This window comes from Streptomyces bullii (assembly GCF_042657145.1).
GTDB classification, from domain to species: Bacteria; Actinomycetota; Actinomycetes; order Streptomycetales; family Streptomycetaceae; genus Streptomyces; species Streptomyces bullii.
In genome coordinates, this window is sequence record NZ_JBHSNY010000023.1 from 17835 (window position 1) to 40762 (window position 22928).

General features: G+C 67.5%; 15 protein-coding genes and 7 pseudogenes. 11 read left to right on the top strand and 11 right to left on the bottom strand.

The genetic code is table 11. From position 1 onward, the window contains the following. Together ACFPZJ_RS38310 and ACFPZJ_RS38315 are read left to right on the top strand one after the other, a co-directional pair. Window positions 1-344: pseudogene (locus tag ACFPZJ_RS38310) on the top strand (transposase); the annotation flags it as partial. Beyond that, a pseudogene (locus tag ACFPZJ_RS38315) lies at window positions 336-647 on the top strand (transposase); the annotation flags it as partial. The pseudogenes ACFPZJ_RS38310 and ACFPZJ_RS38315, both read left to right, overlap by 9 nt. Window positions 648-837: 190 nt before the next feature. Here the strand turns inward: ACFPZJ_RS38315 and ACFPZJ_RS38320 are convergent. Then, window positions 838-2307 (bottom strand): non-reducing end alpha-L-arabinofuranosidase family hydrolase, encoded by a 1470-nt coding sequence (locus ACFPZJ_RS38320; RefSeq protein WP_381031513.1) that lies wholly within the window; start codon window positions 2305-2307, stop codon window positions 838-840. An 837-nt stretch (window positions 2308-3144) separates the two neighbouring features. Between ACFPZJ_RS38320 and ACFPZJ_RS38325 the strand changes: the two genes are divergently transcribed. Then, window positions 3145-4575: an endo-1,4-beta-xylanase gene (locus ACFPZJ_RS38325; protein WP_381031515.1), complete on the top strand. Its 1431-nt coding sequence runs from the start codon at window positions 3145-3147 to the stop codon at window positions 4573-4575. Between the two features lie 126 nt (window positions 4576-4701). After that, a complete protein-coding gene (locus ACFPZJ_RS38330; RefSeq protein WP_381031516.1) occupies window positions 4702-5976 on the top strand; it encodes an RICIN domain-containing protein in 1275 nt (424 codons plus the stop codon). A gap of 188 nt (window positions 5977-6164) precedes the next feature. Here ACFPZJ_RS38330 and ACFPZJ_RS38335 read toward each other — a convergent pair. Next, window positions 6165-7092 (bottom strand): annotated as a pseudogene (locus ACFPZJ_RS38335) (beta-galactosidase trimerization domain-containing protein); the annotation flags it as partial. Here ACFPZJ_RS38335 and ACFPZJ_RS38340 point away from each other — a divergent pair. Then, window positions 7087-7281, top strand: a pseudogene (locus ACFPZJ_RS38340) (GTP-binding protein); the annotation flags it as partial. The pseudogenes ACFPZJ_RS38335 and ACFPZJ_RS38340 overlap by 6 nt on opposite strands. A gap of 656 nt (window positions 7282-7937) precedes the next feature. Here ACFPZJ_RS38340 and ACFPZJ_RS38345 read toward each other — a convergent pair. Then, window positions 7938-8767 (bottom strand): IS5 family transposase gene (locus ACFPZJ_RS38345; RefSeq protein ID WP_381031542.1). Its coding sequence is split into 2 segments (ribosomal slippage): window positions 7938-8443 and window positions 8443-8767, totalling 831 coding nucleotides; the frame shifts between segments, so codons are not numbered across the junction. 191 nt (window positions 8768-8958) lie between these two features. Between ACFPZJ_RS38345 and ACFPZJ_RS38350 the strand changes: the two are divergent. Further along, window positions 8959-9913: pseudogene (locus tag ACFPZJ_RS38350) on the top strand (IS481 family transposase). An 818-nt stretch (window positions 9914-10731) separates the two neighbouring features. Next, complete coding sequence (locus tag ACFPZJ_RS38355) at window positions 10732-11073, top strand: SH3 domain-containing protein (protein WP_381031517.1); 342 nt, start codon at window positions 10732-10734, stop codon at window positions 11071-11073. 343 nt (window positions 11074-11416) lie between these two features. Here the strand turns inward: ACFPZJ_RS38355 and ACFPZJ_RS38360 are convergent, their stop codons facing one another. Further along, the gene (locus ACFPZJ_RS38360) at window positions 11417-11833 is read right to left on the bottom strand and encodes a DUF4259 domain-containing protein (RefSeq protein WP_381031519.1); all 417 of its coding nucleotides are present in this window, start codon (window positions 11831-11833) and stop codon (window positions 11417-11419) included. 61 nt (window positions 11834-11894) lie between these two features. After that, complete coding sequence (locus tag ACFPZJ_RS38365) at window positions 11895-13496, bottom strand: ISL3 family transposase (RefSeq protein WP_381031521.1); 1602 nt, start codon at window positions 13494-13496, stop codon at window positions 11895-11897. Between the two features lie 174 nt (window positions 13497-13670). On the opposite strand from ACFPZJ_RS38365, the gene ACFPZJ_RS38370 reads away from it, so the two are divergent. After that, the gene (locus ACFPZJ_RS38370) at window positions 13671-14075 is read left to right on the top strand and encodes a hypothetical protein (protein ID WP_381031523.1); all 405 of its coding nucleotides are present in this window, start codon (window positions 13671-13673) and stop codon (window positions 14073-14075) included. Between the two features lie 160 nt (window positions 14076-14235). On the opposite strand, the gene ACFPZJ_RS38375 is transcribed toward ACFPZJ_RS38370, so the two are convergent. Next, window positions 14236-14865 (bottom strand): hypothetical protein, encoded by a 630-nt coding sequence (locus tag ACFPZJ_RS38375; RefSeq protein WP_381031525.1) that lies wholly within the window; start codon window positions 14863-14865, stop codon window positions 14236-14238. A 176-nt stretch (window positions 14866-15041) separates the two neighbouring features. On the opposite strand from ACFPZJ_RS38375, the gene ACFPZJ_RS38380 reads away from it, so the two are divergent. Continuing rightward, the gene (locus ACFPZJ_RS38380) at window positions 15042-15188 is read left to right on the top strand and encodes a P-loop NTPase family protein (RefSeq protein ID WP_381031527.1); all 147 of its coding nucleotides are present in this window, start codon (window positions 15042-15044) and stop codon (window positions 15186-15188) included. A 576-nt stretch (window positions 15189-15764) separates the two neighbouring features. On the opposite strand, the pseudogene ACFPZJ_RS38385 reads toward ACFPZJ_RS38380, so the two are convergent. Further along, window positions 15765-16406, bottom strand: a pseudogene (locus ACFPZJ_RS38385) (ATP-binding protein); the annotation flags it as partial. Between the two features lie 498 nt (window positions 16407-16904). Between ACFPZJ_RS38385 and ACFPZJ_RS38390 the strand changes: the two are divergent. Continuing rightward, entirely contained in the window at window positions 16905-17189 is a 285-nt protein-coding gene (locus tag ACFPZJ_RS38390) for a hypothetical protein (RefSeq protein WP_381031528.1), read from the top strand. Window positions 17190-17996: 807 nt separating this feature from the next. Here the strand turns inward: ACFPZJ_RS38390 and ACFPZJ_RS38395 are convergent. Together ACFPZJ_RS38395 and ACFPZJ_RS38400 are read right to left on the bottom strand one after the other, a co-directional pair. After that, window positions 17997-18758, bottom strand: coding sequence for a DUF4253 domain-containing protein (locus ACFPZJ_RS38395; protein WP_381031530.1), 762 nt, complete (start codon window positions 18756-18758; stop codon window positions 17997-17999). Window positions 18759-19289: 531 nt separating this feature from the next. Next, complete coding sequence (locus ACFPZJ_RS38400; RefSeq protein WP_381031532.1) at window positions 19290-19715, bottom strand: DUF4259 domain-containing protein; 426 nt, start codon at window positions 19713-19715, stop codon at window positions 19290-19292. A 481-nt stretch (window positions 19716-20196) separates the two neighbouring features. Between ACFPZJ_RS38400 and ACFPZJ_RS38405 the strand changes: the two genes are divergently transcribed. Further along, window positions 20197-21345: a site-specific integrase gene (locus ACFPZJ_RS38405; RefSeq protein ID WP_381031534.1), complete on the top strand. Its 1149-nt coding sequence runs from the start codon at window positions 20197-20199 to the stop codon at window positions 21343-21345. Here the strand turns inward: ACFPZJ_RS38405 and ACFPZJ_RS38410 are convergent. Together ACFPZJ_RS38410 and ACFPZJ_RS38415 are read right to left on the bottom strand one after the other, a co-directional pair. Beyond that, the gene (locus tag ACFPZJ_RS38410) at window positions 21315-21911 is read right to left on the bottom strand and encodes a hypothetical protein (RefSeq protein ID WP_381031536.1); all 597 of its coding nucleotides are present in this window, start codon (window positions 21909-21911) and stop codon (window positions 21315-21317) included. The two genes, ACFPZJ_RS38405 and ACFPZJ_RS38410, sit on opposite strands and share 31 nt — an antisense overlap. Window positions 21912-22810: 899 nt before the next feature. After that, window positions 22811-22928, bottom strand: a pseudogene (locus ACFPZJ_RS38415) (IS5/IS1182 family transposase); the annotation flags it as partial.

Genomic DNA, 22928 nt, shown 5'->3' on the forward strand with positions numbered 1-22928 from the left:
GTGGGGATTGTTGAGCGGCTGGTGCGGGATGAGCTGTGGGAGTTGTTTCAGCGGGTGGTGCCGGAGGCGCCGACCCGCGGCGGTCGGCGTCGGCACGGTGACCGGGAAGTGCTGGCAGCGATCGTGTTCGTAGCCACGTCGGGCTGCACGTGGCAGCAGTTGCCTTCAGCCTCGTTCTAGCCGTCGGGAGCGACAGCGCACCGGCGCTTCACCAGTGGTCGAAGGCCCGGGTGTGGGCCAAGCTCCACCGCCTGGTCCTCGACGAGCTCGGCTCCCCAGGCGAGCTCGACTGGTCCCGCTGCGCCGTCGACTCGGTGAACATGCGGGCGCCCGGCGGCCCGATCGTGGTGGTCCGGGACAATCTCAACACCCATCTGGCGGCCGGGCTGAAACGGTACGAGGCCGACCACGACTGGCTCACCGCCGTCCGCCTCCCGCCCTATGCGCCCGACCTGAACCCCGTCGAGGCTTTCTGGTCACTGGTACACAGAGCTATGGCCAGCACCGCCTTCGGCACACCCGACCACCTCGACCGTGTGCTCCGCCGGGAGTTACGCAGGATCCAGCTCCTGCCACGCCTGATCGACGGCTGCCTCACTGTCACCGTCCTGGCCGTCCTGGCTATGAACCCACCCACCCCATCCTGAAAACCTCAGTAGCAAGCGCCATCGGCAGCGGCACCGCGTTACAGGATGGCCCTCGGGCTGGTGAGCGCTGCGCGCCCCCGCGCTCCGTCGCCGTATGAGCGCTGACGCTGTCGCCTGACCCGCGCGGGCTCGGCCTTCCGCCGAGCCCGCCACGCCGGCCCCATACCGGAGCCGGACTCGTGTCACTTCGTCAGCGCTGCAGTGTCAGCAGACCCGGCCGGTAGGGCAGGAGGCCGTAGTCGACGCCGTCGGAGTTGGGGCTGCGTCCCTGGTAGAGGAACTGCAGGTTGCAGGGATCGACGGTCATGGTCTGATCTGCGCTGGTGCGGAGCAGTTCGCCATGGCTGATGTCGTTGGTCCAGGTGGCGCCGCTGTTGGCCTTGCCGGCGAAGGGGTTGTTCTCGGTCGCGGCCTGGGGTGTCCATGAGCCGCTCAGACTGGTGGCCGTGAACGAGCGGAAGTAGCGGCCCTGCGAGCCGATCGCCTCGACGATCATGAGGTAGCGGTTCTGGCCCTGCAGCTTGTAGACCTGCGGGGCTTCGAACAGGTTGTTCCTCGTATCGCTCATGACCACTGTCGAGGTCGAGCCGAAACTGCCCGGGAAGTTCCCGATCGGCATGCTGGCCCGGTAGATCTTGCCGTTGTCCCCGGCGAAGAACAGGTACATGTTCGTCCCGTCACCGATGAGTGCCTGGTCGATGGGTCCTGTTCCGGAGTCGACGATGCTTCCGGAGAAGAGCACCTGCTCCGATGACCAGCCGTTCGGGTTGGTGGGGTCGCTCGACGTCCGGTAGGAGAAGGCGGTCCTCCCCCACTGGTAGGCGAGCACCCAGATGTTCTTCGGCGCGAAGTAGAAGAGCGTGGGCGCCACGGTGGATGTCGACATCGTGTTCTGGCGGGCCGAGGCCATCTCCGACCAATCGGTGAACAGGCCGAAGTTCATCGAACCCCAACTCGTCCCCGTGTCGTGCGTCGTCGCGTAGACGAGCTGCTTGCCGTTGTAGGGGGCGACGGTGAAGTCCTTGAGCGAGACCCACCCCGACTTGGGCTGCGCCAGCGCGCCCGTCGATGACCAGCGGTATGTCGACGGAAGATTGCACGTGCCGGGGTTGCCGGCGCCGACCTGGACGAGCTGCCACTGCTGGTTGTTGCCACCCCAGTCGTCGTACTGGACGATGTTCGCGTTGTCGGCGGTGGAGCCGCCCTGTACTTCGAGGGCCTTGTTGCTGTGGCGGGCGATCAGCCTCACGTAGCCACCTGAGCTGTCGGCCAGCCGCCACTGCTGGTTGGTGGCGTTTAGGTCGGTCCACTGGACGATCGGGCCGCCGTTGGCGGTGGACCCGTTCTGGACGTCCAGCACCTTGCCGGAGTGGCGGGACTTGATGCGGTAGTAACCGTTGCCGGCGTCGACGAACTGCCACTGCTGCTGGTTCTGATCGTTCCTGGTCCACTGGGTGATGCGCGCGCCGTCGTTGGTCGCCAGGTTGTAGACGTGCAGGGCCTTGCCGCTGTTGCGGTTGACCAGCACATACGAGGCGTTGGGGTCTACGGTCGCCGCGTCGGCTGGCTGGGCGCCGAGGAAGGTAGCCACGAGCAGCAAGGGCGCAAGGACGGCGAGTAAGCGTCTTGGACGGACCGGGGACGGGGGGCGAAACCACATCAGAGGGCCTCCTTTGAGGGCGGGAGCGAGGTGATCCCGATGAACCGGGGAGCGGATGTGCCGAGGGGGCAGGGGAATCTCGAATGTTTCGAAGAATTCCTCGGATGCTTCGACGCCACAAGCTAGGAATACGGGGCGCTCTGGTCAAGGCCTGCCGCCGATCTGTCCACAAACAACGCAACGCCCTCTGGGCTTGGCAAGCTGTCGCGCCGACCGGAACCACTCCAGGAGTTTGCGGATACAGCTCGCCAGTCCAGGGTGGTATCCGCCCACGTCGGCGCCGGGGGTTCGCCTTCCGACCCGCCGGGATTGCAGAAAGTTTCGGGCTGGGAATCGAAACTTCTTCTGCAAAGAGTATTGACGATCCATCGTCAATACCTCAATCATCCCTGTCTGAGAAACCGGGGATAGTTCGAGATATCGAACGAGGTCGGCCCTGAGCAATCTGTGCTGCACGGCAGATCCACGCACGGCTGCACGACAGATCCCGCACCAAGGCATCTGCGCCACCCTGTTTCGTTCCGGTGAGGTTCGCACCAGCGCGTCCTGGCTCTTCGCGCAGTTGGAGAGGTACGCGACGCTGCGTGGCGGTCCCCCGGCTGAGCCGCGATGGAGTACCCCCATGCCTGTGTCGAAACACCGCCGCCGCCCGCGTCCCCGAGGGCCGACCGGGTGCCGTCCGTGCCGGTTGAGATCGTCCCGGCCCCATGACCGCGGTGTCCGGTGATTCCGTGCTGCCCGGGTTCCGGCCCGCCCCGTCCGTCTGCCGAGTGGGAGCGGACGACGCGTTCCCCTGCGCTTCAGTCCTTCCGTGATTTCTACCTTGGAGGCACAGTCATGGGCTCGTATGCCCTTCCCAGATCCGTTATCCGCCGGAAGATCCGCGGCCTGCTGTTGGCGCTGGTCGTCGGTGTCCTGGGTACGGTCGCCGCACTGGTCGCGCCGCCGACCGCACACGCCGCTGAGAACACGCTCGGCGCCGCGGCGGCGCAGAGCGGCCGCTACTTCGGCACCGCCATCGCCTCAGGCAGGCTGGGCGACTCGGCGTACACGACGATCGCGGGCCGTGAATTCAACTCGGTGACGGCCGAGAACGAGATGAAGATCGACGCCACCGAACCGCAGCGGGGCCAGTTCAACTTCACCGCCGGTGACCGCGTCTACAACTGGGCGGTGCAGAACGGCAAGCAGGTGCGCGGCCACACCCTGGCCTGGCACTCCCAGCAGCCCGGCTGGATGCAGAGCCTCAGCGGCAGCGCGCTGCGCCAGGCGATGATCGACCACATCAAGGGCGTGATGGCCCACTACAAGGGCAAGATCGCCCAGTGGGACGTCGTGAACGAGGCTTTCGCCGACGGCAGTTCGGGAGCCCGGCGCGACTCCAACCTGCAGCGCACCGGCAATGACTGGATCGAGGTCGCCTTCCGCACCGCGCGCGCCGCGGACCCGGCCGCCAAGCTCTGCTACAACGACTACAACGTCGAGAACTGGACCTGGGCCAAAACCCAGGCCATGTACGCCATGGTCCGGGACTTCAAGCAGCGCGGCGTGCCGATCGACTGTGTCGGCTTCCAGGCGCACTTCAACAGCGGCAGCCCCTACAACAGCAACTTCCGCACCACCTTGCAGAACTTCGCCGCCCTCGGCGTCGACGTGGCCATCACCGAACTCGACATCCAGGGAGCCCCTGCCTCGACCTACGCCAACGTCGTCAACGACTGCCTGGCCGTCCCGCGCTGCCTCGGCATCACCGTCTGGGGTGTGCGCGACACCGACTCCTGGCGATCGGAGCAGACACCTCTGCTGTTCAACGGTGACGGCAGCAAGAAGCCCGCCTACACCGCCGTCCTCAACGCACTCAACGGCGGCTCCTCTACGCCCCCTTCGGGTTCCGGACCGATCAAGGGCGTCGGTTCAGGACGCTGCCTGGACGTGCCCGGCACCAGTACCACCGACGGTACCCAGCTCCACCTGTGGGACTGCCACAACGGCACCAACCAGCAGTGGACGTACACCGCCGCCGGCGAGCTCAGGGTCTACGGCAACAAATGCCTGGACGCCGCCGGCACCGGCAACGGCACCAAAGTCCAGATCTACAGCTGCTGGGGCGGCGACAACCAGAAATGGCGCCTCAACTCCGACGGATCCATCGTCGGCGTCCAGTCCGGCCTCTGCCTCGACGCCGTCGCAGGCGGCACCGCCAACGGCACCCTGATCCAGCTCTACTCCTGTTCGAACGGCAGCAACCAACGCTGGACCCGCACCTGAGGGGACCTGCCCAAACGAAAGGGTGAATCGATGCAGACCCAAGGTGCGGCTTCCCCCGCCCCTCCAGGAAGACATCGCTGGTGGTCCCGGGTCGCCGCCGTAGTCGCGGCGACCCTCGCGATCGGCATGCTCGCCGCGGTGAATCCGGCGCCCGCCGAGGCGGCGACGGTGGACACCAATGCCTGGTATGTCCTGGTCAATCGCAACAGCGGCAAGGCGCTGGACGTCTCTGGCGCGTCCACCGCCGACGGCGCGCGGGTCAGCCAGTGGACGCGCAGCGACGGAGCCAACCAGCAGTGGCAGTTCGTGGCCTCCGGCGGCGGTTTCTACCGCCTCAAGGCCCGGCATTCGGGCAAGGTTCTCGACGTGGCCGGCGCCTCGACCGCGGACGGTGCCGCGATCCAGCAGTGGGCCGACCACAACGGGGCCAACCAGCAGTTCCGCCTGGCCGACTCCGACGCGGGCCACGTCCGGCTGATCAACCGCACCAGCAGCAAGGCGGTGGAGGTGCAGGGCGCCTCAACCGCCGACGGCGGCACCGTCGTGCAGTACACCGACTGGGGCGGCGCCAACCAGCAATGGCAGATGATCAAACTGTCGTCCGGTGGCGGCGGCGGATGCGGCAGCGCCCCGACTCTGGCGAGCGGTACGCACACGATTCAGAGCGGCGGTAAGAGCCGCAGCTTTATCCTCAGGGTTCCCGCCAACTACGACAACAGCCACCGCTACCGGCTGATCTTCGCGTTCCACTGGCGGGGCGGAACCGCCGGCGACGTCGCCTCGGGCGGCACGAGCGGGAACGCCTGGTCCTACTACGGCCAACAGGAACAGTCGAACAACAGCGCGATCCTCGTCGCCCCCCAGGGCCTGGGAAACGGCTGGGCCAATTCGGGCGGTGAGGACATCACCTTCGTCGACGACATGATTCGGCGAATCGAGGGCGGCCTCTGTGTCAACCCGGCACAGCGTTTCGCCACGGGATTCAGCTGGGGCGGCGGTATGAGCTACGCACTCGCATGCAGCCGGGCGAACGTCTTCAGGGCCGTCGCGGTCATCTCCGGCGCTCAGATCAGCGGGTGCAGCGGCGGCACCCAGCCCATCGCCTACTTCGGAATCCACGGCATCAGCGACTCCGTCCTGAGCATCGCGCAAGGACGGTCCCTGCGCGACAGGTTCGTCAGCAACAACGGCTGCACCCCCCAGAGCCCGCGCGAGCCCGCGCCGGGCAGCCGAACGCACATCACCACCACCTACTCGGGCTGCCGTGCCGGATACCCGGTCCAATGGGCCGCGTTCGACGGAGGCCACATACCCGGTCCGGTCGACGGCTCCCCCGGCGAAAGCGGCGTCGCCACCTGGACCAAAGCAGAGATCTGGAGGTTCTTCGCACAGTTCCAGTGACACGCCGCACCACGGAGTGGAGCCAGGGTGATCCTGGCTCCACTCTGTCTTGTGGCCCGACGAGCCTCCGGCGGCGTAGGGGTGGATAGCGCGGAGGCTCTCGTACCCGTCGCTCGGGCAGTCTCCTGACGTGATCGACGTCGGGGATCCGGGTGCTCCCGCCGGGCGAGAAGACAGGCGCAGGGCCCTCAGTCGCTCACCAGGATCCGGACGTCCCAGGGACCGAGGCGGACAAGTGAGCCGACAGGGAGTGAGCTTCCGTCCAGGACGTCAGTGAGTCCCCTCGGGGACCGGGCGTCGGCGGGCTGCCAGTTCCAGTTGTGGATGATGTGGAGGCGGCGGCCGTCCGTGGTCGTGCCGGTGGCCGCGGTGACGGAGGCGGGGAGGTTCTGCCACCCGCTGCGCGGGGTGGGGGTGAGCCAGGCCGCGAGCGCGCGGGCAAGGGCACGGTCGGGGACGGTACCGATGCAGGTGATGCGGCCGGCCCCGTGACGGCGGGTGGTGATCGCGGGCCAGCGGCCGAAGTGGGGTGGTCGTAGGAGGCAAGTGCCTCGGCATCGAGGACAGTCAGGCCGTCCGCCCAGTGGGTGGCCGCAGCACCGTCCGGAAGGTCCAGCGTGCTGCCGGGGGCGGCGCGCAGCGGCAGGTCGGTGGTGAGGTTGCTGAACTCGTCGTACCAGACGCCGGCGGCTGTACTGAGGCGGGCCGGAGCGGGCTCGTGGCGGGCGCGGCCCTCGTGGTCGGCGTAGGCGGTGCGGGGGCCGAGGACGAGGTGGCCGCCGGCCTCGGCATAGGCGGCGAGCCAGTCGAGCGTTCCGTCGTGCGCGAGGTAGAGGCTGGAGACGATGAGGACGGGATGGCGTTGCGCCGCCTGCTCGGGGGAGGCACCGGGCCTCTCGCCGCGTGGGTCGTGGAGTTGGCGGGCGTGGAGGATGCGCGTCTGGCGCCCGGCGCGTCGAAGGCGCCGCGGTAGAAGGGGTCGAAGATGCGGTGGTAGGCGGCCGCGTCCGGGCCGCCGGCGGGGGTGGCCAGCGGTGGGTATTTCTGCATGAGCCACTTGCTCGGCGCCGAGTAGACCATCGCGATGTCGGCGTCCGGTTGGAGCCCGGCGGCCAGGAGGCACCGGACCTGGTGCTGCTCACCGACGGCCTGCGCGCCGAGCGCGAGCAGGGCATCACCATCGACGTCGCCTACTGGTACTCCGCGACGCCGCGGCGGCGGTTCATCCTCGCCGAGACGCCGGGCCATGTCCAGTACACGCGGAGCATGGTCACCGGAGCTTCCACGGCTGACCTAGAGCCTGTCTCTTGGAAGTGCGGTGCGCAGGGTGTTGCATGCCGGATCGATAACCTGTGTCGGCGTTGGCCGCATGATGCGAAACTTCGGGTCATGACCTCACCCGAGCTCAGCGACCTGGACTATCTCCGGGAGATCGAGCGCCTCGCCAACCGCGTCAAAGTGGAGGCATCCAACGAGGGATGGCTCTCGTTCCAGGCAGACCCGGAAGCGGCGACAGCACTCCAGCGCAGCGTGAACGTGCTTGCTCGGGCTCTGCGCCATTACCACTTCGAGGGCGATGGCTGCTTGGAGGAGGACCGGCCTCTGGTCCGACTCGTCGGGGCATCAGTGTTGAAGCCCGGGGCTATGCCGGCCGGGGTGGACGAAGCCTACGAGGAGGTGTGTGCACGGATCGGCGTCGAACCCAGATCTGAGGGTTGGGCGCTGTGGAACACCTGGGGCGACGGGGGCCTGAAGGTGACGATGGTGGTGTCCGCCGTCGAGACGACCGAGGGGCTGTTCGATAACTGGGCTCGCGGGAGGGCACTCGATCCTGTTTCACCGCTGCCCTCCCAGATCGCCCTCGTTCGCCATGGCTGGATAGGACCGATGACGTTCTCGCCTCGCGGCGTCAGCTGGACGGGCCTTGGCGGTCGACCGCTGTCCTAGGCTCTGAACCTCGGTCAGAGCCGTGTCCACATGAGAATCGCAGCGAGGTGTAGTGCGGCCTGGTAGGCGATGGCGAGTTTGTCGGTTCGCATGGCCAGCCCGCGCCACTGCTTGAGCCGGTTGATGCATCGTTCGACGGCGTTGCGCTGCTTGTATGCCTCGGCGTCGAAGCCGGGCGGGCGACCACCGGCGCGGCCTCGCCGCAGTCGGTGACCGATCTGGTCGGCGGGCTGCGGGATCACGGCGCGGATACCTCGTCGACAGAGATGTTCACGGATCGCGCGGGATGAATACGCGCGGTCCGCCAGGACGGCGTCCGGGCGGGTTCGCGGTCTTCCCGGCCTGCCTCGCGGAACACGGATGCCTGCCATGATCGCATCGAAGGCCGGCGCGTCGCCCGCTTGGCCAGCGGAGAGACGAAGGGCCAAGGGTCGTGCGTGGCTGTCGCTGACGAGATGGACTTTCGTACTTAGGCCGCCGCGGGAACGTCCGAGCGCATGGTCGTCGGGCTCAGCCCGAAGTGGCGCCCCTTTTTCCTGGCTCCGGCGGCGTGCTGGTGGGCCCGGCAGACGGTGGAGTCCACCGACACAGTCCAGCCGATGTCGTCAGCGCTGTCGGCCGCTGCCAGGAGCGCGGTGAGGATCCGTTGCCAGGTGCCGTCCACTGCCCACCTGAGCAGCCGTTTGTGAGCGGTCTGGAATGAGCCGAACTCGTCCGGCAGGTCCCGCCAGGGAGAGCCGATGCGGTACTTCCACGCGATGGCCTCCAGGGTTCGACGATGGTCGGCCCACCGCTGACCACGGACCGGATCAGCCGGCATCAACGGCTCGATCCGGTCCCACATCGCATCAGTGATCACCAACCGGACAGACACATCCGATCAACCGGCAAGCAGATCAAGGAGACACGCTCTAGGTGTGCTGTCCGGGGACGTTGGTGACAGGCGACACACCTTGAGCGGTCCGTGAACGGGGCGAGGGCCTCTGGTTTCGGTGTGGAGTGCGAGGTCTACAACCGATCGCCAGGAGGCTCTCGTTGTCCCACCGTAACGCCCCGCTGACGCCGACCAGCCGGCTGCGTCTGGCCCGGTGTGTCGTCGAGGACGGCTGGCCGCTGCGCCGGGCGGCGGAACGTTTCCAGGTCAGCCACACCACCGCTGCCCGATGGGCCAGCCGCTACCGCAGGCACGGAGCAGCGGGCATGCACGACCGCTCCAGCCGGCCTCACCACAGCCCGGGCAAGACTCCGGCCGCAGTGGAAGGACAGGTCGTCCGACTGCGGCGCGAGCACCACATCGGCCCCGCCCGGCTGGCCGCCCGATGCGGCATCGCCGCCTCCATCGCCCACCGCATCCTCGTCCGGCACGGCCTGCCCGCACTCGCAGCGACCGACCGGGCCACCGGTGAACCCGTTCGCCGCTACGAGTGCAGCCGGCCAGGCGAGCTGGTCCACATCGACGTCAAGAAACTCGGCCGCATCCCCGACGGCGGCGGACACAAGGTGCTGAGCCGGGCCGACGGCCGCCGCAACAAGACCGGCACCGGATACGCCTACCTGCACACCGCGCTGGACGACCACTCCCGCCGGGCCTACACCGAGGACCTGCCCGACGAGAAGGCCGCAACCTGCGCGGCATTCCTACGACGAGCAACCGCCTGGGTTCGCCGCTCACGGCGTCACCATCGAGCGAGTCCTGACCGACAACGCCTGGGCCTACATTAAGAACACCTGATGCCAGACCTGCCATGACCTGGGCATCAGCCCCCGCTGGACGCTGCCCTGGCGGCCTCAGACCAACGGCAAGGTCGAACGCTTCCATCGCACCCAGCTCGACGAATGGGCCTACCACCAGCCCTACACCTCAGACACCGAACGGCAAGAAGCGTTCCCCGACTGGCTGGACTGGTACAACTACCACCGACCCCACACCGGCATCAGCGGCCAAACCCCAGCCAGCCGCGTCACCAACCTGCCCGGACAGCACACCTAGATCGTCCAGGGTGGTGCCGTCGGCCCAGCGTTGGAGCTGGCGCTCGTCGAGGAGGTGGACGCCGCCCTGGCGGGAGGCCCAGAGCACGTCCGTGCGGCTGAAGCTGCCGAGGTGGATGACGACCCGGATCAGGCTGTCGACGCCGGGGCGGCCCGCTTCCCGCAGGGGTGCGGGCCCGCTCGCGCCCTCGTCGGTGGCGGCCGAGCTCGTCACCGGGCGGAACGCGACGTCGAGTTCACGGCCCCGGCGGTCCCGGGCGTACAGGCGCGGCCGCCCCTCGCGGGCGGTCAGGTCGACCACGCGCCAGCCGTCGCGTCGCAGCATCCGCGCGGCCGCCACCGCCAAACCGTGGTCATCGAGCCGGGCCAGCTCCGCCGCGGTGTAGTACCGCCATGCCGGCGGGCGACCGCCCGGTGCCAGCGCAGGCCCACCGCGGCGGCCGCCGCGAGCACGGAGTGGCCGAGGACGGCCCGCTGGAACACAGCGTTCCGAGCGGGCGGCACTCTTTGAACGAGCCGGGCGGGAGCTGCATCCACTCCACACACCGGCACGCACGAGGCCCGGATACACCACCGGACAACTCCGGACACGGTCAGGACAAGGCCCTGAGCAGGCCGGACAACCACACGGTTTCCGGGACAGTCGTGGGGCGTTGCCCTGTGCTGCTTACGCCAGCAAGGCTCTGTGCTGTGCAGCGGGCAGCGGCATGGCTCACCGATGACCAGCCGCGATCGTGTCCGCAACAACGCATGACGTCGACGAACGTGCTCGAAGTGCGTCAGCAGTTCCCTCAACCGTGTACGAACAAAGGAGCCCCTGTGCGCCTGAACTATGCCCTGACCGCTTTCGCCCTCACGGCTGGACTCACCGTAACCGGCCTGACCGGGACGGTATCTGCCTCTGCCGCGGAGGCCGCCGCCTGTGGCGTCACCCCGACCAACCGCGACAAGAGCCCTTACGGGCAGTACTTCCTGCGGGACGTCAGCCTCCGCAACGGACCTGCCTGGGAATGCAAGGTCACCGACACCGCCAGCCCCGTCAACCAGGTCGACTACTGGTGCACGACCGACGGGTTCACGTACGTGCGCACGGCGTCGACGAAGTACGGCTGGGTCTATAACGGCTACCTGAAGGGCGGCGGTTCCTCCATTCCGTGCTGAGTACGGAGGCGCTCACCCTCCTTGCCCCCGTGGTATGTGCCTCGGGCCGGCCCGCACTGCCGCCCGCTGGAACACCTGTGTTCCAGCGGGCGGCATCTTGGAATGAGCCGGTCGGTGAGCGCGGCCGGGCGTTCCGGCGCGGGAGAGGCTGGGAAGGCAAACGGGCCAGGAGGGCCCCGCGGAACGGTGGGCACGGTGAGCGATTCCAGTCCGGCGGTGCCGTGGGAGGCCCTGGCCGCCGACCCGGCGACCGTCAAGCGGTACGAGGCCAAAGGTGTACCGCGGCCCCGTGGCTGTGTCCACGAGGACGGGTTCTGGCACGACTTCCGTGAAGCGGTCACGATTAGTGATCAGTGGGTGTTTCGAGTGCTTGGAGGATCTGTCGCACTTCCTGGCGCCACTGATCGGCGTCGGCACTGTCCACCCAGCCGGTCGCCATCTCCGAGCCGTCCCGGAGGACCCGATCCAGTGCGAGTCTCGCCGACGCCCGAAGCGAGGCCGGTAGTTCGGGCAGCGGTTCCCTGGGGCCGTCATCTGGGTCAATCACAATGGGGCTGTCGGGGAGGGCGCTGGCGACGAGAGCGCCGGCGGCAACGGCTTCGGCCCCGTTTCCGCCATCGACGCGTTCTCCCGAGTCGGTGACTCGCTGGAAGGCCCGCTCCAGCACGTCGATGACCTGCTGGTGGGTGAGTCCCTCAAGTGCATCGACGAAGTCTGCGGCGAGGTCGCTGTCGAACGGACCGGTTCCCCACGTTCCCATGCATGGCTCCTGACACGGCTGTCTCTGACGAAGGCATGGTTCCAGAAGCCACTGACATCGATCACGAAGCGAGGAGAACCCGCTTGCGGAGCAATGCGAAGCCGGCGCGTCCGAACATCTGGCGCTTGAGCATCTTGATCCGGTTGACGTGTCCTTCGACGACGCCGGAGTTCCAGGGCAGGGTCAGGCCGGCGACGACCGCATCGCGGTCTCGGTCGATGCCAGCCGCGAGAGTGTGAAGGCTGGGAAGGTCGTCCTGGCGGACGGCGTCGAGCCACTGCGGGAGCCGTTCCCCCTGGCGCTCGGTGAGCATCTGGGCGAAGGACCGGACGTGACCGGTCAGGGCATCGAATTCGGGGCAGTTGGCCAGGACGGCCTTGAGCCGGAGCTGTTCGGTCTCGGTCAGCGTCTCGGGTCGGCTGAGAATCCATCTCGTCACCACGCGGGGTGCCGGCGGCTGCGCCGTGACCGGCCGTGGTGAGGTGCGCTTCTCTCGCAGGTAGGCGCTGACCCGGCCGTAGCTGCCTCGATAGCCCAAGGGAACGATCTCTTCCCAGAGCTTCCAGGCGTTGGTGCAGCCCTCGTCCCAGCGTTCGTCCAGGTAGGGCTTGTACTCGTCGAGGACGGAGGTCCGGTTGTGCTGCCACTGACCACGAAAGAGGTCTTCTGGCTTCGCAGCGTCGGCGAGGCTCTTGACGGTGCGGTGGGTCATGTTCAGCTGGCGCCCGATGGAACGGCGGCTGTGGCCGGCTTCCAACAGCGCGTGGACCGTCGCGTGCCTGGCTCGGACGCGGTTGGCGAATCGCTCGCTCCGCCATGGAGAGCCCGTCTTCTCGACGGGCGGCGCCGGTTCGTCGGCCCTCCCCTCACGATCGGGGACCAGCACGCGAAGGCACTGGCGGTGGCGGGCAACAGCCCGCTCAGCAGCCTCCCCGAGGTTGTGCCACAAATGCCAGCGGTCGGCGACCTGCGTCGCCTGGGGCGCCCCGGCTGTGGCGCCTTCCGCGAAGAACGGCGCGCGGTCCCGGCAGACGATCTCGATCCCGGGTCGCTTCGCCAGCCATGCGGCCAGGCTGGATGCCTCCCGGTCCGGCAGCAGATCCACCGGCCGACGCGTCTCGACGTCGACGAGCACCGTGCCGTAGACCCGTCCCTTGCGTGTGGCGTACTCATCGACACCGACCACCCGCGGGGCCGGGACTTCGGGTTCGGGCAATGCATCGAGCAGCCGCAACACCGCGCTGCGGCTGATGGACACCCCGAAGGCCCGTGCCATCCGGGCGCCGGCCCGGCCGGCGAGCGCGAGACCCACCGCGGCGAGAGTCGACCGCAACCGCTCCGTCCACCTGCTGTGCCGCCGGGTCAGCCCGGGCAACTGCTCAGCGAACGTCTGCCGAGCACACGAAGACTGCGGACAGAAGAACCGTCGAACTCGCAGTTGCAGGACCACCAGACGGCCCCCACTCGGCACGTCCGCAGGAAACCGCAGGTAAGAGCTGTGCACCCGGGTCGACTCGCTCCCGCAGTCCGGGCATGCCGCCCTGCTCGCGGTACTGCAGACGTCGATGCGTATCGCCTCGTGGCTCACCTCCAGCGACAGCACCGACACGTCCGCGATGGACGGTAACAGCAGGCCCTCCAGAGGAGGCGACGTCTCTTCCACGACGCCGCACTGTCGACCACACCAAGATCGGCCCTGGTCATTTTCAGGCAACTTCCCAAAGCCTGATCGGAGCAGCAGCTGTCACTCAGCGTTCGCGCTTCACGGAAAGCGAGCCAGAACCAGAACGGGAGTCGTTTGTCGACGGCTTCGGGAGTCATCTTGAGGTCTGGCCGCTTGATCCATGTCGACGAGTATGGGAGTCGCCGCGGCCTTCTCCGGGGGCTCCCGGTTCTTCCGGCTGTCGGCCTCGTTGGGTTGAAAGTGACCAGCACTGACTTCCTTGGGCGTCCTCTTGCGGAGCCGCCGGCCAACACCGTGACACCAGCTTGCCGTCTGTGCAGCTACTTGGGTCCCTCGTTCCGCGTCGGGACGCCGCTACCGGACGTGCTGGCGCCGATCGGCGTCCATGTGGGCGAACAACATCCAGACGCTGGGGACATCGAGTCGTACCCGAAGATGCTGTACGGCTACGTGCCTGGTATGACCGACGCGGTGCTGCTGCGAGTGAACGCTCGGCGGGCGGAAAACCCGTACGGCGACGGCGCGAGGTGCGAGCCGGGATGTGAGTGCGGCCAGTGAGGGGGAGCGAGGTGACTCCCAGCTATTCGCGTGAACGTGCGACTCCGGGACTCGCGTCAAAACGACGTCGCAAGGAAGAGCCAGGCTCACCACCCCACGCCAAGCCGGGCCCGCATAATCGGAACCCCCGCCGGCGTCAACAAGGTCCTGCCCCGCACACCTAGCCGTTGGTCAGGTATCCCGGCTCACGCTCGTGTTCACCCGCCCACAAGTGCGGTGCATGCTGGCGGATCGCTTCCACCAGTGCCTCCCTGTAAGGGTAGTTGCCGTTGAAGCGGTAGCGCAGCCGAGGCAGGCCGGGCCAGAAGGGTTCGTCGTCACGGACGAAGCTGCCCAGGACGGGGTCCTGGGGGTCGATGGCTACGTTCGGGCAGAGCTCGATCGAGTAGTCCTTGCCGGTGGGGTTCTCGGCCCTACTCCAGTGCAGTGCGGCTGCTGCCACTGAATCCCAGGGGACGACCTTCAGTCCTGCGCCCTGGCTGACCCAGAGGCCGGTTTCGTCAGTGGCCACGAAGAGGTTACGCATGTCGAGGCCTCGTTGGAACGCCCTGACTCCACCGCGAATACCCCACCCTGGGAGTGCCAGTGAGATGAGCGCAGCCACGATCGATGGCCAGGCCTCGGCGGACCGGCCCGCCGACCGTACGAAGATCACGACGATCGCGATGGCGAGGATTGTGCACACCACGGTGACGATCAACCCCATGCGCATCCACTTCCGGGCGGGCCCCGGCGCAACGCGGATGATCGTGGCGGTGGCAGCGGGACGGGGTGCGGGGGTAGCGGGCATGGGCAGGAGTCTAGATGCAGCTGGTCTGGGCCAGCGTCCGACCCCCGGCAGCCCAACCACTCAGTCAGCGGGTCCAGTTCGCAACCGCGGTTTTCGGCGACTTCCATGCGGCCCGGCAAAGCTCAGCTGTAACTCACAGTGGCTGCTTCACAGAAGTTGAGCCAGAACCTGTTCTCATGGACAGAGCCATCCTGGTCTACACCGACAGCGGCAGCGGCAGCACGACGGTTCTGCGCACCTTCGCCGGCCAGCTCCTGCACCACGGCTCACACCCTGGTCCTCGACGCCGAGCGGATGCCGTGAGCGCTGCGGATGCGCTGTAGCTATAGCCCGCGGTCCGCTCCAGGGCCGAGGTACCCCTCGGAGGCCCTGCGACGTGTCCGACGCGCTCGTCGACACTACCCCCAGATTGATTACGCGGGCGATCCTGGCACGGCCCGCTCCGCGGCGTTCCAAGGTCACGGTGATGGCCGTAAGCGACAGCTGCTGAGCCTCGCGGCGTCCCGATCGTGGAAATGGCCAGTTTGTCGCGGCCCCGTCAGGGGTGCTCACGCGGCGGTGGGGTGGGCGGAGCGGGTGCTGTGAGAGTCGGGCCGGTGGCCTGTCTGTGCTGGTGAGGCGGGGTGGTTGTTCCTCGGTGCTGTTGTTGCGGTGCGGCGCTCCGGGTGGCTGGGGCCTGGCCGTTCGGGGTCTCCCGCGATGGACGTCGAATGTCCTGAACTACCCGTGATTCCAGGGTAGTTGGCGGTGCATTGTCAGTGCCCGCCATCAGCATGGTGGGTGCCAGTTTTCGTGACCTAGGGGAGGTCCAGATGCCGTTTGTCGGTCCGTATGTGCGCTCGGACGGGACGCCGGTGCGGGGGCACTATCGAGCGGGTGCGGGCTGTCGGCGGCGCGGCTCAAGCGACCGCGTCCGCGTACTGCGCTTCCAGGTCCGCGCGGCCCTCGGGGCCGTCGTCCTGGTCTGCGGCCTCTTGGTCGACGTCTTCGGGGCCGCCGTGGACGGTGCAGACGATGTCCGGATCGTCGTCCATGGCGCCGGTCAGTGCCTTGTGCAGGTCGGTGACCGAGTAGACCGGGGCCCACGCCTGGCCGACGCACTCCGGGTCGACGGGGCAGGGCAGCAGGACGTCGAAGCCGAAGTCGCCCCCGCCGTCGACGTCGTCGCGGTACTACGCCAGGGTGAGGTACTGCTGCCGGAGGCGGATCTCCGCGACGCGGTCCCGGCCGGTCACCAGGTCCGAGCCCGGCCGCCACCGCCAGAGCGGCAGGATCTCTGGGCCGAAGAAGCGGCGGACCAGGAGCAGGTCGCCCAGGCACTCGCTGCCGTCGCGCCCGAGTTCGGCCTCCCGGGCCTGCGAGAGCCGCTTGAGGAACGGCTCCAGGCGGTACAGGGCGTCGGCGAAGACGATGGTGTTGAAGCCTTCGGTGGCCAGCCGCTGGTGCGAGTGGACCATGGCCTGGTGCTGGGCGCGGACGACGTCCTCGGGCACGCGCCGGTTGTCCGGCCGCGGGCCCTGACGCTCCAGGCGAACCGGCAGTTCTCTGGAGGTCGCTGAACCTGAGGCGGACTCTCCAAGGAGTCCTCGCAGCTCAGTGGCTATGAGGCGGCAAGGTACCGAGCGCAACAGCTGTGGCGCAAGACGACAGGCCAGCGGGACGTCGCAAGAGATTAGGCACCCATCAAGCCGATAGGTGCGGCCCCCTTGGAAGGACCTTGTTCATCGGAGCCAGTCTTGGCGGCTACCAGGCGGGGGTGCCGCGTCACTCCCTGGCATGATCTCGCCTGTGGGTTTGATGTATGACTACTTCTCCGCGGCATCGGACGAGTCGGCCGCCACGACCATTGACCTGCCCGGCGGGCCGGATGGTGCGGGGGCGCAGCTGCCAATGCCCGTCCCGGAGATCGTGCGGCGTTACGGGCGCGACAGCCTTCGCGAGTTCCTCAGGCCGCAGCTTCGGCTGGCCGAGACGGGGTTCCACGTCGTGGCCACCAAGGGTTCGACTCGACGACCGATCTCGGAGCGATCGAGAGGATCTTGACCGGGGTCGACTTCGACGAGTTCCTGGCACGGCCTCGGACCTCGCACGCCGTCGCCGAACGCGACGGAGGCGAGCGTCTGGTACTCACCATCAGCGATGAGCTGCAAGGCGTCCTTGCGAGGGTGGAGGCCGATGAATTGACTGCGGCGGCGCGGCGTTGGGTCGAAGAGCAGGGGTCTGGTGACACCGACGTGCTCGGCGGCCTACTGCACGAGTTGGCGGAACTCGCCCGCGGGGCTCAGTGGCGCGGGGAACGGCTGTACTGCTGGATCTGTGTCTGATTGCCCGAGTTCCGCACTACCCCAGGGGACGGACGCGTCGGCATGCTGGTGGGACCGTCTCTCCAAAGGAGCTACCCCCCAAGCCGATAGCAGCCCCATCACCAGGCGCGGTCCCGCCACTCTTCAGTGGGGATGTGGCCTTCCGTGACATCACAGCAGCGCTCGGCCCAGGTGGAGGCGACCAACACCGGCTTGCTCAGGACAACGTCTCCGGCGCGCTGGGCGCGGAGGACGACACCGAGGGTCTCGGAACCTGGGTCCGCATGCTGGGAGTACCGCAGATCGTGGCGTTCGTGGACGTGTACTCGGCGAAGGCCTCTTCGAGCTCGGACGGGACGCGGCCGACGAGCCGCAGCCCGTCCAAGGTGACCTGTGGACCGCAAAGTGCGTTGACGGCTACGCAAGCCAGGCGGCCGGCGTCGTAATAGGCCGTCACAGCCGGCGCGCTTGTTGCTCCGATGAGAAAGAATTCCGAACTCGTCACAGGGCTGCCATAGCCGCCACGAGTGGAGAGAGGGCTCAATACGTCTGCGACTGCTGCGGCCGCTTCGTCATGCGACATCCCGAAACGCAGCGTCCCAACGCGCTCACCAGAGAGCATCTCCCACTGAACTCTGTCAGCCTCGTCGACAACCGCCCAGACACTCACCTTCCGCACCGCCTCACCTTGATCACTCAGCCGCCTACAAGGCTGCACAGGTTATCGACCTCCCCGGCGCCCAGCTATTCCCAGGCGCCGGCCGGGCCGCACGGACCGCCCGAAGGTCGCTTCGCTCGGGTTGGGTTGAGCGTTTTCCGGGAAGCGGATCAGTCCCACCAGAAATCCCAGCGATGGGCACTGGTGATCCGCTCGGCATACGCGGCCAATGTGTAGGGCCTGCTGCCCTGCCAGATGTTGTCCGGGCAGAAGGCGAAGTGCTCGGCCGCGACCAGGAGAGCCTCATGCTCATTCGCCGGTGGCGCGGCGACGCTGAGGTGCAGCGTGGAAAAGCCGACCGCGATGACACGGGCGCCGAACCGGTGCTCCCAGTCGCGGACGACGGCGGAAAATTTCGCGGTGTCGTTGTCGTAGTTGCAGGGTCCGCCCCAGCCCGCGGCCGTCAGCGCCTCGGCACCGGACGCTGCGGCGACCAGCCCCAGACGTGTCTGTGGGCGGTCGGCGAGGAACGCCTGCGCGAACTCGGCAGCCAGTTGATCGGGGTTCGTTGCCGCTTTCCGGCTGGGCGCGAGGCCGGGCCAGGTCTGTCTGAAAGGGGCCGTGACGGCGAGGCGCCTGTCGGCGTCGAGCATGTCGTCGTCTTCGTCGACGACTGTGTAGGTCGCCCACCACTGTGCGAGGAGGCTGGCAGGGTCGTGGCTTGCCGGGAAGGACATCTGCTCGGGGAGGACCTCTCCGGATCCCCATGGACGGAATTCGCCGTCGTTCGGATCCAGCGAGTCGAGCAGTAGCGGCCACAGACCGGAGCGTGTGTGTTCAGCGTGTATCCGCGTCCACAGTTCGGCCGTGGCCGGCCCGTCACTGAGCCACAGAAACTGTGCGTCTCCGTCACCTTCGTCGGACGTGACCATGCGACCGGGCGGAAGGAGGCCCTCAATGCTCAAACGGGCTTCAGGGTGTGCATGGGGCGGATGCTAGGGCTTCGGCCAGGAGGCATCACTGAGAGGGTCCGACCACTCGATCGCGGAACTGCTGGAAAGTGCGCCAGCCTGACGTTTGCCCCGGAGCGATCAGGCCTCCTTCCGCGCAGTCGAACACCTTGCACCGCAGAGCCTCGGCAAGACGGAAGACGGGCGTCAGCACGTCGTCACCGGAACCCCGGATATGGAGCATGATCGATTCTACGGGGTCTTCCGAGCTGATGTTGAGCTCGATGGACCAAGTGGGGCCGGAAACTTCGCCCCAGGTGGGGTCCGAGAGATCGGCTTCGGGACATGCCCGGGTAACAGCGGCGAGCACGTCGCGTCGTCGGCCGAGCGAGTCCGGGGTGTGGTCGGCGGGGATGTCCTACACGGAGGTGAGGTCGTCGGGCAGGCGGAGGAGGAGTACGTCCCAGCTCATGGCGGCCTTCCAGGTAAGAGTCGAGGAGCGGTTGCGGTCGGTCAGATCAGGCTGAGCTGTTCTGTGGGCGGCTGTGGCAGGAGCACGTTCTGCAGGCGCCGGATGTTCGCGCGCCAGGGGCCGCCATCCGACTCGGCCCACAGGTCCATCAGCTCGGAAGGCTCGGTCATGACACGGTCGAGGGCCTGGAGAGCGAGATCGCACAGACCGGTGAGATCAGGAAGAGGCTCGTCCGTCCCGTAAACGGGATCGGCAGGCTCACCCCCAGGGCACTGCGCGGCGACAAGAGCGGCCGCAGCTACGGCTTCCTCGGACTCGGGTGCTTCGAGGTAGCCCGTGGTGTCGATCACGCGTGTGAGAGTGCTGCGGACAATGCCCTCGCGTTCGCCTACGGCTGCCTCATCGAGGTCCCCGCAGAAATCCGCTGCGGTGTCGTTGTCAAAGGGACCGACATCCCAGGTACCCATACGTCACTCCTGCATCGCCATCTCTGTCCGCGACATTCTGATGGGAGCCACTGACAACGGCGTCGCCGCTGCGCCCCGGAACCAGCACAGGACTGTTGGGGGCAGCAGCGTGTCCTTGGCTCCATCCCTCACGCTTCCGCGGGCCGCCTAGTGTTGAGTCGGCTGATCAGCTGGCGATTGGCCGCCCGTGCGGCCTCGAGGTCCTCATTGCATTCCTCAAGCTGTCCGCTTAGGTCTACGACCTGTTGTTCCAGTGCGGTTGAGATGTTCGATGTCGTCGGGGGCACCCAGGCCGGACCTCGCCATGCCCTCTCACCAAGGGCCTCGGAGAGCTTGGCCTCCTACCCATTGTGCCAGGTTCGGCCCCTGTGTGGTCGTTGCTGGTCAGGGGTGGTGGTTGCGAGGTCGGGGGTGTGGTCGGTTCTTCGGCATTCGCGAACATTTTTCGGTATTGCGGGTGGTGGGGGTTCATGGTGGGTGGATGAGTGCTGGGCTGGGGGCGGGTGGGGCGCAGTGGGTGGATGAGTTTGTGTTGGCGCTGGCGGCGCGTGGTGTGACGGACCGGTGGGTGGGCCAGCAGCGGGTGTGGGTGCGGGAGTTGCTGGCCTTTGCGGGGGTGCCGGTGTGGGCGGTGACGCCTGGGGATGTGGATGGTTGGCTGGACGCTGCCCGGGCCCGCGGGACGGGGACGCAGACCCGCGGGCAGATGGCCCACGCCGTCCACCGTTTCTACGCTTTCCTGCAGACCCGCCACGCGCAGGACATCGAGGGCCTGACGGGCCGGCCTGTGGTGCAGCCGGTCGACGAGTTCAACCGGCCCCGTCGCCTGGACCGCGTCGGGGTGCGTATTCCTCCCTCAGCCGAGGAGGTCGAGACGCTTTTCGCGGCCTGGCGGATGAGCCTGCCCGGTGTACGGGAGGGGTTCCTTGCGGCGGCGCGGGACTATGTGGCGGCGTCGTTGTGGCGGAGGGTGGGCCTGCGTATCAACGAGACCGTCCGTCTTGAGGTGCGGGACTGGTACCCGCACGCCGGTGGCTGCGGCATGCTCCACGTGCGCTGCGGCAAGGGCACGCGGGGGAGTGATCCCAGGCAGCGGCTGGTACCGGCGATCGACGAAGTGAACCGGCTGCTGGCGTGGTGGTTGTCGCAGGTGCGCGGGCAGTTCGGCGACGACCCTGCCGATCGTCACGCGGTCCTGTTGCCCAGCCGCCGCCACGATACGGACGGCGGTGGCCTGCGTCCGGCGTGTGCGGTGACTCTCCAGGGGCTCGCGGAGGCGGTCGGGCGCTGGCTGCCGGCCTGGTCGGGCCGCCTCACCCCGCACCCGCTGCACCCGGCACTGCGACTTCTGGCGCACCTACTGGCGGGGACGAGGCAGTTTCACCGTGCTGCTGAGGGTCGTCCATCACCGACTGGGAACTCGCTCTGGTCGAAGACCCCGGTTGCCCCCGGCCTTTATGCGTACCGCCTCAACTCCGACCTGCGGGCGCCCGAACTGTCAGGGACAGCAAGCCACGGCTTGGAGTCCGCAAAGAGCAATTGCCCTCGGGGCGGCGTCCAGCCGGCCGCTGCCTCGACGCCGGGGAGGGGGGTTCGCTTTCAGCCAGAGCCGTTGCCTTCGCCGCAGTGAGCGGCCTTCTTCACCGTGGGTCGCGCTATGCCCAACCAGCCCGTATCAATATGCCAAGGGCCGGCTTCAGCGGGCGACAGGAGGTAACTCTGCAGGCGAACCCAGTCCTTGCCGTAGCGATCGGTAAACTCGAGACGCTGGTTGTTGATCCACCGGGGGGCGTCGCCCAACTCCTTGACCTTTTCCTCATCATACTTTTGGTACTTTTTCAAAGTCTTGGGATCGTAAATGAGTTCGGTGCATGGAGGAATGTCGCGCAGGAATTCATTGAACACGATCATGTCTGGCGATGAGCTGTCGCGGGCAGACACCTGGAGCGTGAAGTGGGCGCTAACCGCGTTCACAGGATCAGGTGACCTGTTCATGATGTGGAGCGCGTGGCCCCCGCTGTAGCCCTCAACCCACAGCGTGACAAGGGACGCATGGGAGCGTGACTTACTGTCAGCATCCTGCCGTGACTGCTCAAGCTGGTCTTGGGCGGTCTCGGCTCCGTAGTACGTCGCGACTCCCGTAAAGATCACACTTCCGATGCCGCCGAGGACCGTGGCGACTGCGCCGATGTGCACCCACGAAACGCGCTGCCACCATCGCGGCTGAGGAGACTGTGGCGGCGCGGGAGCCTCTTGCTCCCCTTGCCGTACTGCAGCCCGGCGGACCCTGCGCGGTCCTGGCCTCCGCCCTGCTAGTCGAAGCCGGGCCCGTCGATCCTCGGGTGTCTCCCCCACATGCCCTCCTCGCCTCCTTCATATAGACGACGGACAACTCCCATTCGCTCCCGCAGAAGGTGGGTCATTTGCCGATCCTCCGCCCGTATACGGACGCTGGCCGCCCTGCTGGCCGACCATACGACCCGGCTGGTTCGGCGTCGGGGCCTTCGGCAGCGGCGGGTGGGCGATGGCGCCCTGGTTGGCCTCCGGGATCCGGCCGTACACCAGGATGGCCTCTCGTCGGCGTGGCTGCGGAAGCTCTCCAGAATGACGCCGAAGGCGGTGGCGACGTTGGTGACGTCGTAGCTGACCCGGAAGTCCAGCCACGGTGCCACTCGGCGAGACGGCCGCAGGACGGTCAGACAGGCGTGGGCGCCCGTTCACGGGCAAGCCACTCGCCGACGTGCAGGACCGTGTCTGGCTGCGCGGCATGTTCACCGACCTCGAGAACGAATGGGCGACGTGGCAGCCAACTGATCCGGAGTCGCCCGGCCGGATGAGGTGGTCCTGCTTCCGACGCCGACACCAGGCCACCGCCATGCGCTGCCATCACAAACACCACACCCGAGGTCACGAACTCCTGCCACATGACGACACGTCAGCTGAGTAAGCTCCGAAACAGCCCCTGACAGCGGCAATAGCGAAGTGCAACTGGAGTACTAGCCCGGGCGGAGCACAGCCTCGGCGACACTGGCAAGGCCCCGCCAGGCGGCACGTTCAGCCCGCAGGGCCCTGCAGGGGGCAAGCTGTAAGAGGTCCTAACAAAGGCGTTGGACGTGTCGGTGGGTGATCAGGCAGGCGGCGAGGCCGAGGAAGGCCTCGTGGATGTCGTCGCGGCGTTCCCAGCGGGTGCGCAGGCGGCGGAAGCCGTGCAGC

Coding starts and splice junctions, on each gene's coding strand:
- ACFPZJ_RS38320 (WP_381031513.1), bottom strand. CDS start 2,307: ATGTGGTTTCGCCCCCCGTCCCCGGTCCGTCCAAGACGCTTACTCGCC.
- ACFPZJ_RS38325 (WP_381031515.1), top strand. CDS start 3,145: ATGGGCTCGTATGCCCTTCCCAGATCCGTTATCCGCCGGAAGATCCGC.
- ACFPZJ_RS38330 (WP_381031516.1), top strand. CDS start 4,702: ATGCTCGCCGCGGTGAATCCGGCGCCCGCCGAGGCGGCGACGGTGGAC.
- ACFPZJ_RS38360 (WP_381031519.1), bottom strand. CDS start 11,833: ATGGGAACGTGGGGAACCGGTCCGTTCGACAGCGACCTCGCCGCAGAC.
- ACFPZJ_RS38375 (WP_381031525.1), bottom strand. CDS start 14,865: ATGCCCGCTACCCCCGCACCCCGTCCCGCTGCCACCGCCACGATCATC.
- ACFPZJ_RS38380 (WP_381031527.1), top strand. CDS start 15,042: ATGGACAGAGCCATCCTGGTCTACACCGACAGCGGCAGCGGCAGCACG.
- ACFPZJ_RS38395 (WP_381031530.1), bottom strand. CDS start 18,758: ATGGTCACGTCCGACGAAGGTGACGGAGACGCACAGTTTCTGTGGCTC.
- ACFPZJ_RS38400 (WP_381031532.1), bottom strand. CDS start 19,715: ATGGGTACCTGGGATGTCGGTCCCTTTGACAACGACACCGCAGCGGAT.
- ACFPZJ_RS38405 (WP_381031534.1), top strand. CDS start 20,197: ATGAGTGCTGGGCTGGGGGCGGGTGGGGCGCAGTGGGTGGATGAGTTT.